The organism is Micromonospora sp. NPDC048170, assembly GCF_040652795.1.
GTDB lineage: Bacteria > Actinomycetota > Actinomycetes > Mycobacteriales > Micromonosporaceae > Micromonospora.
On the sequence record NZ_JBEZMR010000026.1, the window covers coordinates 68,860 to 80,826 of the forward strand.

The window sequence follows — 11,967 nt, forward strand, 5'->3', positions numbered from 1 at the left end:
TCGTGCTCGCTCCCGCGCTGCAGTAGTACCCGCACGAGCCGCACGTCGTGTTGCAGGCAGGGGTGTAACTGCACCGCTTGAGATGGCACGTGCCACACACCGCACACCACGGGTCCGGCGGGCAGCCGGCCGCGGCCGTCACCTTCGGGACGAACACGCCGAGCATCCGCTCGCCGAGGCGCTCCATTCGACGGAACATCCGTTCACCTCCTCTCCACCAGGGTCGACAGATGCCGGCACGCTAAGGCCGCCCGGTACACCGGACCTACAGCCGACGCCGCCACCGGCGCGCGCCGATGTATCGGCGCTGTATCCCTCGCTCCTAGCGTGGGCCTCCCGCGACGAGGAGGTGCCGACGGATGCGAGCGGTGGAACTGGCTGCGCGGATCATGCTGGCCCTGGTGTTTCTCGCCGCGGTGCTCGGCAAGGTGCGACCCCGGGAGGGCTTCGCCGGGTTCGTGGGGTCGGTCGGGCAGTTCGGCGTGCCGGCGCGGTGGGCCGCCCCGGTGGCCCGGGTCGCGGTCGCCACCGAGGCGGCCGTGGTCGTGCTGCTCGCCGTGCCGTCGACCGTCCCCGTCGGGCTGGTGCTCGCCGCCGGGCTGCTCGGCGTGCTCACCGCCGCCATCGCCGGCGCGTTGCGTCGCGGCGCCCGCCCGGCCTGCCGCTGCTTCGGCGCCACGGACGCCCCGATCGGCCCACGGCACGTGGCGCGCAACCTGGCCCTCGCCACGGTGGCGCTGCTCGGCCTGCTCGGCGGGACCACCGCAGGCGCGTCGCCGTCGCCGGCCACCACGCTGCTCGCCGCCGGGGTGGCCGTCCCGCTGGCCGCCGTGGTGGTCCGCCTCGACGACCTGGTCGCCCTCTTCGCCCCCACCGCGTCCCGGGCGACCCGCCCGGCCCGCCGTCCCTGACCCCTCCCGGCAACCCGAAGGAGCCTCCCCATGGCGTTGTTGACCGTCGCCGTCGTCCTCGTCGCCGCGCTCGGCCTGCTCAACCTGGTGCTGATGCTCGGCGTGGTCCGCCGGCTGCGTGAGCACACCGAACTGCTCAGCGACCAGCAGTCGCAGCCGCCGGCGGTGATGCTGGAGGCGGGCTCCGTCCCGGGCGAATTCGTCTCCACCACTGTGGACGGCGAGGTGCGTACCCGCGCCGACCTGCCGCCGATGACGCTGGTGGCGTTCATGACGCCGAGTTGCGAGCACTGCGCCGAGCAGGTTCCGCTGCTGATCGACCGGGCGCGGACGATGCCCGGCGGGGCGGAGCACGTCTGGGTCGTGGTGGTCGGCAAGGGCGGGGAGACCGAGGCGTACGCGGCGCAGTTCGCCGAACTGGCGACGGTCTTCGTCGAGCCGGGCAGCGGTGCGCTGCCGCTCGCGTTCGGGATCAAGGGTTACCCGGCGTTCGGCCTTCTCGACGAGCGCGGGATGGTCGCGTCGTCCGCGTTCGGCATCGCCCGGTTGGACCTGCCGGTGGCGCGGTGACCGGCCCCCGGCTGGCGCCCCGCCGGGCCGTCCGGCACGCCCGGGCGGCGCTGGGGATCACCTGGCGGGCCACCCCCACGGGCACCGCCGTCGACCTGCTGCTGGCGATCCTCGCCGGGGTTACGCCGGTGCTCGTCGCCGCGCTGACCAAGCTCGTCCTGGACCGCCTGTCCGGTGGTCGTCCCGCGGACGCGTCGCTGGCCCTGCTCGGCGTCGGGCTCGCGGTCACCGCCGCGGCGGGCGTCGTCCTGCCCCACCTGCGCACGTACGTGGAGAAGGAGCGCATCCGTGCGGTGTCCCGGCTGGTGCGCCGACGGCTGTACGACGCGGTGCTGCGCCTGGTCGGCCTGGTCCGGCTGGAGGACCCGGATTTCCAGGACCGGTTGCAGGCCGCCCAGCAGACCGGTCACCTGGGGCCGACCCAGCTCACCGGGAACACGTTCGGGGCGGTGCAGAGCCTGCTCGCGCTCGGCGGCTTCCTCGGCGTCCTGCTGGTGCTCAGCCCGGTGATCGGGCTGCTGGTGCTGGCGGCGGCGTTGCCCACGCTCTGGATGCAGCTGCGCCTCAACCGGGCCCGGGTGGCGATGGTGCTGCACCTGGAGCACTTCCAGCGGCGGGATCTCTTCTTCGCCCAGTTGCTGGTGGGCGTGCCGGCTGCCAAGGAGGTCCGCCTCTTCGGCCTCGGTCGGTTCTTCGGCGACCGGATGCTCGGCGAACTGCACGGCATGCACCGGGTGGAACAGCGGCTGGACCGCCGAGAGCTGCGGGCGCAGGGCCTGCTCGGGCTGCTCGGCGCCGCCGTGGCGGGGGCGGGGGTGGTCTACACCGTCACGGCCGCCGCCGGTGGCCGTCTCACCGTCGGCGACGTGGTGCTCTACCTGGCGGCCGTGCCCGGGGTGCAGGGTGCGCTGGGCGGGCTGGTCGGCCAGCTCGGCGCGATCCACCAGGCGTTGCTCCTGTTCGACCACTACGACCAGGTCGTCCGGGCCGAGCCCGACCTGCCGGTTCCGGCCACCGCCCGGCCGGTGCCGCCGCTGCGGGAGGGCATCGAGCTGCGCGACGTCTGGTTCCGGTACTCGCCGCGGCACCCCTGGGTGTTGCGCGGGGTCGACCTGTTCCTGCCGGCCGGGTCGACGACCGCGCTGGTCGGGTTGAACGGCGCGGGCAAGAGCACGCTGGTCAAGCTGCTCTGCCGGTTCTACGACCCGCAGCGCGGCACGATCCGGTGGGACGGCACGGATCTGCGCGAGTTCGACCCGGCGGCGTTGCGGGAGCGGCTCGGGGCGGTCTTCCAGGACTTCATGCCGTACGACCTCTCCGCCGCGGAGAACATCGCCGTCGGTGACCTCGGTGCCCGCGACGATCCGGAGCGGCTGCGGGCCGCCGCGCGGCAGGCCGGCATCGACGAGGCCCTGACCGCGCTGCCGCGGGGCTACGACACCCTGCTCACCCGGATCTTCTTCGACGGTCCGGAGCGGGACGATCCGCAGGCCGGGGTGGTGCTCTCCGGGGGCCAGTGGCAGCGGGTGGCGCTGGCCCGTGGCTTCCTGCGTGCCGACCGCGACCTGCTGATCCTCGACGAGCCCAGCTCCGGCCTGGACGCCGAGGCCGAGCACGACCTGCACACCCGGCTGCGCGAACTGCGCCGGGGGCGGACCAGCCTGCTCATCTCGCACCGGCTCAACGCCGTCCGGGACGCGGACTCCATCGTGGTGCTGGCCGACGGCCGGATCGCGGAGTGCGGCCGACACGACGAGCTGCTCGCCGCCGGCGGCGGGTACGCCCGGCTCTTCACCCTCCAGGCCCGTGGCTACCGGGAGGAGGCTCCCTCGGCGGTCTGACCCGGCGGCTGTTCGACGGCGGCCAACTCGGCGGCGTAGAGGCGGACCAGCTCGCCGATGCGATAGCGGCCGGGCCCGGCCGGCTCGGCGAGCTGTGCCGCCACCAGGCGGTCCAGTGCCCGCACGGTGTCCTCCGGTGGCAGGCCGGTCAGCGCGGCGGCCGCCTCGGTGGTGATCGGGCCACTGCTGCTTCCGCCCAGTTGGCGGAAGACCGGCGCGGCCGGGCCGAGCCGGCGGTAGCTGGCGGCCAGCCGGGGGCGCAGCCCGGTCTCGGTGAGCCGGTGGCGCTCGTCGCGCAGCAGCCGGGCCAGCCGCGCCATCGACCAGTGCGGCCCCTCGGCCAGCCTGCGGGCAGCCGTGCGCAGCGCCAGCGGCAGCCCTTCGCAGAGCGCCACGACCGCCGAGGCCGCCGCCAACTCCTCGTCCACCCGGCGGTCCCCGGCGGCGGCCCGCAGCAGGGCCAGCCCGTCGCCGCGCGGCAGCGGGCCCAGCCGTAGCGGCGGGGCGTCCCCGTCGGGTACCGGGCAGCGGCTGGTGACCAGCAGCGCGCAGCCGCCCCGCGCCGGGAGCAGGCCGTCGACCTGTGCCGGGTCGGCGGCGTTGTCGAGCACCAGCAGCACCCGCCGGCCGAACAGCAGCGACCGGACCCGGGCCCGTGCCTCGGCGAGGCCGGTCGGCTCCGGCTCGCCCGCGGTGTCCCGGAACGACCGGAGCACCCGGGCCGCCACCGCGATCGGGGGGAGCGGGGTGCCGGCCACCGACCCGCCCAGGTCGAGGTGGAGTTGGCCGTCGGGGAAGGACTCCAGCACCGCGACCGCCGCGCGCAGCCCGAGCGCCGACTTGCCGACGCCGGCCATGCCGTACGCGGTCACGGTCACCGGGTGCTCCCGGGCGGCGGTCAGCGCGGTGCGCAGCCGGGTCAGCTCGGCGTGCCGGCCGACGAAGGGCGCGGCGGCGCAGGGGAGCTCGTGCGGCACCAGCACGGGCCGGATCCCGGTGGCGCGGTTTCGGGCGCGCACGGCCGGTCGACCCGCGAACGGCTGAGGGCGGGGATCGCGGCGCCGGAGGGCACGGTACAGGCCGGTCAGCTCCGGGCCCGGGGCGATCCCCAGTTCGCCGGCGAGGGCCCGGCACGCGGTGCGGTACGTCTCCAGGGCGGCGGCCTGGTCGCCGGCCCGGGACTGGGCGGTCATCAGCAGCGCCCAGGCGGGCTCCCGCAGCGGGTTCTCCGCGAGGTGCCCGTGCAGCAGGGCCAGCAGCTCCGGGCTGCCCCGGTCGCCGAGGTCGAGCCGGCAGGCGGCGTACGCCTCCCGGGCGGCGGCGCGACACTCACGCAGCCGGTCGAACGCGGTGGCGGTCGCCGGCCCGTACGCCGGTGGCGGGTCCGCCGTGGACCAGAGCGCCAGTGCCCGTCGCAGCAGCGGCGCCGCGACGGCCGGCCGACCGGCGGCCCGGGCCGCGTGCCCCTGGGCGGCCAGCAGCTCGAACTCGACCGCGTCCAGTTCGCCGGGGCCCACCCGGAGCCGGTAGCCGCCGTGCTCGGCGTGCAGGCGGGTCGGCTCGTCCGGCGCGGTGAGCAGGTGGCGCAGCTGACTGGCGTGGCTGCGCAGGTTCGCCACCGCCGACGCGGGGGCGGGACCGGCCCAGAGTTCCTCGCGCAGCCGCTCGACCGGCACCGCGACGCCGGCGTGCAGCAGCAGGGTGACCAGCATGGCGGTGGGGCGCCCCGGGGGCAGGCGCAGCGGGCCCCCGCCGCGGCAGACCCGGATCGGACCGAGGATCTGGAACGTCAGCTCCAATGCGACCTCCGCTGTGTGCCCCCGCGGGCCGGCAAGCCGGCCCCACACCATCGCTCAGCCAATTATGTCAGTCGATGCAATTGCGGTGAAGTGGGAATGGCTGAGCGGCGTATCGGCTGAAAGGTCAGCGCCGTCGACATCTTTGGCTACCCGCGAGTCACATCCGAGCGGTTAACCTGCTTGGATTCCGAATGTAGCCGGAGTCACACCCCGCCACCCCTACGGGAGTCCAGTCATGTCCGAGGATCCGCCGCTCACCACCGTGGATGTCTGCATCGTGGGCGGCTGCGGCCGGGTGGGGCTGCCGCTGGGCATCGCCTTCGCCTCGCGCGGCCTGTCCGTGGTGCTGTACGACATCAACGCCGACGCGGTCGCCACGGTCAACGCGGCCACCCTGCCCTTCGCCGAACCCGGCGCGGCCGAGGCGTTGGCGGAGGCGGTCGCCGCTGGCCGGCTGCGGGCCAGCACCGACCCGGCGAGCGTCGGCGCCTCCGAACACCTCGTGGTGGTGGTCGGCACCCCGGTCGACGAGCACCTCAACCCGGACCTGGGCGCGGTGCCCCGGGCACTGGAACGCTGCGCCGAGCACCTGCGCGACGGGCAGCTCGTCGTGCTGCGCAGCACCGTCTACCCCGGAGTCACCGCGCTCACCGAGAAGCTGCTCGCCGGCAAGGGCATCCGTGCCGACGTGGCGTTCTGCCCGGAGCGGATCGCCGAGGGGCGGGCGATGACGGAACTGTTCGCGCTGCCGCAGATCGTCGCCGCCCGTACGCCGGGGGCGCTCGCCCGGGCCGAGAAGCTGTTCCGGCACCTCACCGAGCAGATCGTGCCGCTCGAGCCGGAGGAGGCCGAGCTGGCGAAGCTGTTCACCAACACGTGGCGCTACATCAAGTTCGCCACCGCCAACCAGTTCTGGATGATGGCCAACGACTTCGGGCTGGACTTCGCCCGGATCCGGCACGCCGTGGCGTACGACTACCCGCGCGCGGCGGACCTGCCGATGCCCGGGTTCGCGGCCGGGCCGTGCCTGTTCAAGGACACCATGCAGCTGGCCGCGTTCAACCGCAACAACTTCGTGCTCGGCCACTCCGCCATGCTGATCAACGAAGGGCTGCCGCTCTACCTGGTGTCTCGCCTGGAGGAACGCTTCGACCTGTCCGAGCAGACCGTGGGCATCCTCGGCATGGCCTTCAAGGGCGGCAGCGACGACCCCCGGGAGAGCCTGGCGTACAAGCTGCGCAAGATCCTGGCGTTGAAGACCCGCGAGACGCTCTGCACGGATCCCTACGTGGCCGACGAGCGGCTGGTCGACCTGCCGGAGGTGCTGCGCCGGGCGGACCTGCTGGTCATCGCCGCCCCGCACGAGCAGTACGCCCGGCTGGAAACCGACAAGCCGGTGATCGACATGTGGGGCCTGACCGGGCAGGGGGTGCGGGTGTGAAGCCCCGGGTCTCGGTGATCGTCCCCGTCTACGACGAGGGCGAGGCGATCCTGCGCTGCCTGGAGCGGATGCTCCGGGAGATGCTGCTCCCCGCCGAGGTGCTCGTCGTGCACGACATGCCCGAGGACACCACCGTGCCGTACGTCGAGGAGGTCGCCCGCACGGATCCGAGGGTGCGGGCGGTGCTCAACACCTATGGTCGCGGTCCCGCCAACGCGATCCGCTTCGGCATCGACGCGGCCCTCGCCCCGGTCGTGGTGGTGACCATGGCCGACGGCTGTGACGACCCCCGCCAGATCGACGAGCTGGCCCGGCTGGTCGACCGGGGAGTGGTGGTGGCCGCCGCGTCCCGTTACATGCCCGGCGGCCAGCAGGTCGGCGGGCCCCGGCTGAAGCGGATGATGTCGCGCTGGGCGGGGCGCAGCCTCTACACCTTCGCCCGGGTCGGCACCCGGGACGCCACCAACAGCTTCAAGGCGTACGACACCGCGTTCGTCCGCGAGGTGGGGATCGACTCCCGGACCGGCTTCGAGATCGGGCTGGAGTTGACCGCGAAGGCGACCCGGCTGCGGCTGCCGGTGGCCGAGATCCCCACGATCTGGCTGGACCGGCCGCTGGGGGAGTCCCACTTCGACCTGGGTCGCTTCCTGCCCGGCTACCTGCGTTGGTACTTCTTCGCATACGGTCGACGGCTGACCCGGGCGAAGCTGGCCGGGCGTGCCGCCCCGACCGGGGCCGTGCCCGCCCAACGTGACCCGCAGGGCAGCACCGAGTTCGAGAAGACCGCATAGGAGCGCACGTGGCGAAGGTCCTGGTAACTGGTTCGGCCGGCTTCATCGGCGGCTACCTCGTCTCCGAGTTGCTGGACCGGGGTCACGAGGTCGTCGGTGTCGACAACTTCTCCAAGTACGGGCCGGTCACCCACAGCTACGACGAGCACCCCCGGTTCCGGTTCGTCGAGGGCGACGCCCGCGACGCGGACCTGCTCACCGAACTGCTCGACGGCTGCGACCACCTGGTCGCCGGGGCAGCGATGATCGGGGGCATCTCCTACTTCCACGCGTACGCCTACGACCTGCTCGCCACCAACGAGCGGATCATGGCGGCCACCTGCGACGCGGCGATCCGCGCCCACCGCGACGGCCGGCTGGCGAAGGTCACCTACCTCTCCTCCTCGATGGTCTTCGAGTCCACCGCGCACTGGCCGAGCCGCGAGGGCGACGAGCGCCGCATCCCGCCGCCGCTGTCGTCGTACGGGTTCCAGAAGCTGGCCGTGGAGTACTACGCCCGGGCGGCCTGGGAGCAGTACCAGGTTCCGTACACGATCGTGCGGCCGTTCAACTGCGTCGGCGTGGGGGAGGGACGCGCCCTGGGCCAGGCCGAGGTGCTCTCCGGCAACGTCAAGCTCGCCATGTCGCACGTCGTGCCCGACCTGGTGCAGAAGATCGTCAAGGGGCAGGATCCGCTGCACATCCTCGGCGAGGGCAACCAGGTCCGCCACTACACCTACGGCGGCGACCTGGCCCGGGGGATCGCCACGGCGATCGAGCACCCGGCGGCGCACAACGAGGACTTCAACCTCTCCACGGCCGAGTCGACCACCGTGCTGGAGCTGGCCGAGCTGATCTGGCGCAAGCTCAAGGGACCGGACGTGCCGTTCCGCCACGTCTCCGACGATCCCTACCAGTACGACGTGCAGAAGCGCGTGCCGGACGTGACCAAGTCCCGGGAGGTGCTGGGGTTCACGGCAACCACCTCACTGGACGAGATGCTCGACGAGGTCATCCCGTGGGTGACCCAGGCAGTCAACGACGGCCGCCTCTGACCCCCTCACTCCCAAGCCCCCCGCCCCCCTTCACCCCGCCCCTCCCGCCCTCCCCCGCCCCGCCCCCTCCCGCCCCGCCCCCTCCCGCCCCTCCCCCTCCCGCCCCTCCCCCTCCCCGCCGATCTTGCACTTTCCGCCCACGCAAATTGGGCATCCGCGACATCTTGCGGGCACAAACTGCAAGATCGGCGCATCTGGGGGCGGTGGGTGGTGGCGGCGGGTGGGGGCGGCGCGTGGGGGCGGGTGGGTGGAGTGCGGGGTGGAGTGCGGGGTGGGTGGGGCGGGTGGCGGTTGGGGGTGTTGTTTATTCTCATGCGGGTTGCCGTATGAACTTGCAGAGGAGGATCTTGCCTGTTACCTTCCTTGCATAGTCATGCGGAGGTGGGAATGGGTATCCGAGTCGCAGTCGCCGGGGCGAGCGGTTACGCCGGGGGTGAGCTGATCCGCCTGGTCGCCGGGCACCCGGAGTTCGAACTGGTCGCCGCCACCGCGCACAGCCAGGCCGGGCACCGGTTGGCTGTCGTACACCCGCAGCTGGCCGGCCTGGACATGGTCCTCGGCGAGACGGACGCGGCGACGCTGGCCGACGCGGACCTGGTCTTCCTGGCCCTGCCGCACGGACAGTCGGCGGCCCTGGCGGCCCAGCTCCCGCCCGAGGTCCGTGTCGTCGACCTCGGTGCCGACCACCGCCTCGCGGACCCTTACGCCTGGGCCAACTACTACGGCGGCACGCACGCCGGGCCGTGGACGTACGGCCTGCCCGAGTTGCCCGGCCAGCGGGAACTGATCGCCGGTGCCACCCGGGTGGCGAACACCGGCTGCTACGCCGCCTCGATCATCCTGGCTCTCGCCCCGCTGGTCGCCGCCGGCGCGGCCTCCCCGGCCGACGTGGTGGTCGTCGCTGCCTCCGGCACCTCCGGCGCCGGCAAGGCGGCAAAGCCGCACCTGCTCGGCAGCGAGGTGATGGGCGACCTGTCGCCCTACCGGGTGGGCGCCCACCAGCACGTCCCGGAGATCAAGCAGGCCACCGGGGCGACCGGCCTGTCGTTCACGCCGCTGCTCGCGCCGATGCCCCGGGGCATCCTCGCCACCGTGACCGCCGTGCCGGCCCGGGGCGTCGACCCGCGGGCGGTGCTCGCCGAGGCGTACGCGGACGCGCCCTTCGTGCACGTCCTGCCGGAGGGGGCCTGGCCGCACACCGCCGCCACCCTCGGCTCCAACTCGTGCCACCTGCAGGCCACGGTCGACGTCGACTCCCGCCGGATGATCGTGCTGAGCGCGCTCGACAACCTCGGCAAGGGCGCCGCCGGCCAGGCCGTGCAGAACGCCAATCTCATGTGTGGCCTGCCGGAGACGACGGGCCTGTCCATCTGGGGGATCGCACCATGAGTGTCACGACTCCGCGGGGGTTCCGGGCGGCCGGGGTGGCCGCCGGGCTCAAGGCCAGCGGCGCGAGCGACGTCGCGCTGGTCGTCAACGACGGCCCGGACGCCGGCGTCGCCGGCGTGTTCACCGCCAACCGGGTCAAGGCGGCGCCGGTGCTCTGGACGCAGCAGGTGGTGCGCGGCGGTGTCGCCCGCGCCGTGGTGCTCAACTCCGGCGGCGCCAACGCCTGCACGGGGCCGGCCGGCTTCCAGGACACCCACGCCACCGCCGAGCACACCGCCGCCGCGCTCACCTCGGCCAGCCCTCGGCTGATGCTCGGCGCCGCCGACGTGGCGGTCTGCTCGACCGGCCTGATCGGCGAGCGGCTGCCGATGGAGAAGCTTCTCCCCGGCGTACGATCGGCGATCCGCCGGCTCTCCCGCGACGGCGGCCCGACGGCCGCCGAGGCCATCATGACGACGGACACCCGGCCCAAGACCACGGTGGCCCGGGGCAGCGGCTGGACCGTCGGCGGCATGGCCAAGGGCGCCGGCATGCTCGCCCCGGCGATGGCCACGATGCTCTGCGTGCTGACCACCGACGCGGTGGCCGGGCCCGAGGCTCTCGACGCCGCGCTGCGGGAGGCGTGCCGGGTCACCTTCGACCGGATCGACTCCGACGGCTGCATGTCGACCAACGACACGGTGCTGCTGCTGGCCAGCGGCGCGAGCGGCATCGCGCCGACCGAGGCCGAGCTGACGGCCGCGGTCACCGCCGCCGCCCACGACCTGGCCCAGCAGTTGATCGCCGACGCCGAGGGCGCCACCAAGCAGATCGCGATCGACGTGGTCGGCGCGGCGAGCGAGGACGACGCGGTCGAGGTGGGGCGGTCGGTGGCGCGCAACAACCTGGTCAAGACCGCGCTGTTCGGCAACGACCCGAACTGGGGCCGGATCCTCGCCGCCGTCGGCACCACCGCTGCCGCGTTCGAGCCCGACGCGGTCGACGTCGCGGTCAACGGCGTCTGGGTGTGCCGCTCCGGTGCCGCCGCCGAGGACCGGTCGAAGGTCGACCTGACCGGGCGGGACGTCACCATCCGGATCGACCTGCGCGCCGGCGCCGCCGAGGCCACGATCTGGACCAACGACCTGTCCCACGCGTACGTGCACGAGAACTCGGCCTATTCGACATGAACCTCTCCACCGACCTCACCCGCGCCCAGGCCAAGGCGGCCACGCTGATCGAGGCGCTGCCCTGGCTGGCCCGCTTCTCCGGCTCGACCGTCGTGGTCAAGTACGGCGGCAACGCCATGGTCGACCCCGAACTCCAGCGGGCCTTCGCCGCCGACATGGTCTTCCTGCGCTACGCCGGCCTCCGGCCTGTCGTGGTGCACGGCGGCGGTCCGCAGATCTCCGCCATGCTCGGCCGGCTGGGCATCGCCAGCGAGTTCCGGGGCGGCCTGCGGGTCACCACCCCGGAGGCGATGGACGTGGTCCGGATGGTCCTGGTCGGCCAGGTGGGCCGGGAACTCGTCGGCCTGATCAACGCCCACGGGCCGTTCGCGGTGGGCCTCTCCGGTGAGGACGCCGGGCTGTTCACCGCCGTGCGGCGGCCCGCGTACGTGGACGGGCAGCCGGTAGACGTGGGGCAGGTGGGCGACGTCGAGTCGGTCGACGTCTCGGCGGTCACCGACCTGATCGCGGCCGGCCGGATCCCGGTGATCTCCACCGTGGCGCCCGACGCCGACGGGGTGCTGCACAACCTGAATGCCGACACCGCCGCCGCCGCGCTCGCCGTCGCCCTCGACGCCCGCAAGCTGGTCGTCCTCACCGACGTGCCCGGCCTCTACGCCGACTGGCCCGACACCTCCAGCCTGATCAGCGAGATCACCGCCGACGAGTTGGCGGCGCTGCTGCCGTCGTTGTCCAGCGGGATGGTGCCCAAGATGGAGGCGTGTCTGCGGGCGGTGCGGCAGGGGGTGCCCGCCGCGCACGTCGTCGACGGCCGCGTCGCCCACTCCACGCTGCTGGAGGTCTTCACCTCGGAAGGCTTCGGCACCATGGTCGTGAGTGCGAGGAGTGAGCTTGCGAGCCCCGCAGTCGCGAACAGCGGCGGCACGGTGAGTGCGAGGAGTGAGCTTGCGAGCCCCGCAGTCGCGAACAGCGGCGGCACGGTGAGTGCGAGGAGTGAGCTTGCGAGCCCCGCAGTCGCGAAC

10 protein-coding genes are annotated in these 11,967 nt (G+C 73.5%); 9 read left to right on the plus strand and 1 reads right to left on the minus strand.

The window, feature by feature from the left end; translation table 11 throughout:
* Positions 1 to 359 precede the first annotated feature (359 nt).
* Genes AB0D32_RS25600 through AB0D32_RS25610 form a run of 3 tightly spaced genes read left to right on the plus strand, consistent with a single transcriptional unit; the run spans position 360 to position 3,322 of the window.
* On the plus strand, positions 360 to 911 hold the full coding sequence (locus tag AB0D32_RS25600) for a MauE/DoxX family redox-associated membrane protein (RefSeq protein ID WP_357095206.1): 552 nt from the start codon (positions 360 to 362) through the stop codon (positions 909 to 911).
* Between the two features lie 30 nt (positions 912 to 941).
* Positions 942 to 1,481, plus strand: coding sequence for a hypothetical protein (locus AB0D32_RS25605; protein WP_357095209.1), 540 nt, complete (start codon positions 942 to 944; stop codon positions 1,479 to 1,481).
* On the plus strand, positions 1,478 to 3,322 hold the full coding sequence (locus tag AB0D32_RS25610) for an ABC transporter ATP-binding protein (protein WP_357095211.1): 1,845 nt from the start codon (positions 1,478 to 1,480) through the stop codon (positions 3,320 to 3,322). The genes AB0D32_RS25605 and AB0D32_RS25610 overlap by 4 nt, the downstream gene beginning before the upstream one ends.
* Here the strand turns inward: AB0D32_RS25610 and AB0D32_RS25615 are convergent.
* Positions 3,292 to 5,121: a BTAD domain-containing putative transcriptional regulator gene (locus AB0D32_RS25615; RefSeq protein ID WP_357095214.1), complete on the minus strand. Its 1,830-nt coding sequence runs from the start codon at positions 5,119 to 5,121 to the stop codon at positions 3,292 to 3,294. The genes AB0D32_RS25610 and AB0D32_RS25615 overlap by 31 nt on opposite strands.
* A 235-nt stretch (positions 5,122 to 5,356) precedes the next feature.
* On the opposite strand from AB0D32_RS25615, the gene AB0D32_RS25620 reads away from it, so the two are divergent.
* The 6 genes from AB0D32_RS25620 to argB all read left to right on the plus strand — a co-directional run.
* On the plus strand, positions 5,357 to 6,562 hold the full coding sequence (locus tag AB0D32_RS25620) for a nucleotide sugar dehydrogenase (RefSeq protein ID WP_357095217.1): 1,206 nt from the start codon (positions 5,357 to 5,359) through the stop codon (positions 6,560 to 6,562).
* Entirely contained in the window at positions 6,559 to 7,353 is a 795-nt protein-coding gene (locus tag AB0D32_RS25625) for a glycosyltransferase family 2 protein (protein WP_357095220.1), read from the plus strand. The genes AB0D32_RS25620 and AB0D32_RS25625 overlap by 4 nt, the downstream gene beginning before the upstream one ends.
* A gap of 8 nt (positions 7,354 to 7,361) precedes the next feature.
* A complete protein-coding gene (locus tag AB0D32_RS25630) occupies positions 7,362 to 8,387 on the plus strand; it encodes an NAD(P)-dependent oxidoreductase (RefSeq protein WP_357095223.1) in 1,026 nt (341 codons plus the stop codon).
* A 387-nt stretch (positions 8,388 to 8,774) separates the two neighbouring features.
* Positions 8,775 to 9,776, plus strand: coding sequence for an N-acetyl-gamma-glutamyl-phosphate reductase (gene argC, locus AB0D32_RS25635; protein ID WP_357095226.1), 1,002 nt, complete (start codon positions 8,775 to 8,777; stop codon positions 9,774 to 9,776).
* On the plus strand, positions 9,773 to 10,945 hold the full coding sequence (gene argJ / locus AB0D32_RS25640; RefSeq protein ID WP_357095229.1) for a bifunctional glutamate N-acetyltransferase/amino-acid acetyltransferase ArgJ: 1,173 nt from the start codon (positions 9,773 to 9,775) through the stop codon (positions 10,943 to 10,945). The genes argC and argJ overlap by 4 nt, the downstream gene beginning before the upstream one ends.
* The coding region (argB, locus tag AB0D32_RS25645; protein WP_357095232.1) for an acetylglutamate kinase at positions 10,942 to 11,967 on the plus strand (1,026 nt) is incomplete at its 3' end. The genes argJ and argB, both read left to right, overlap by 4 nt.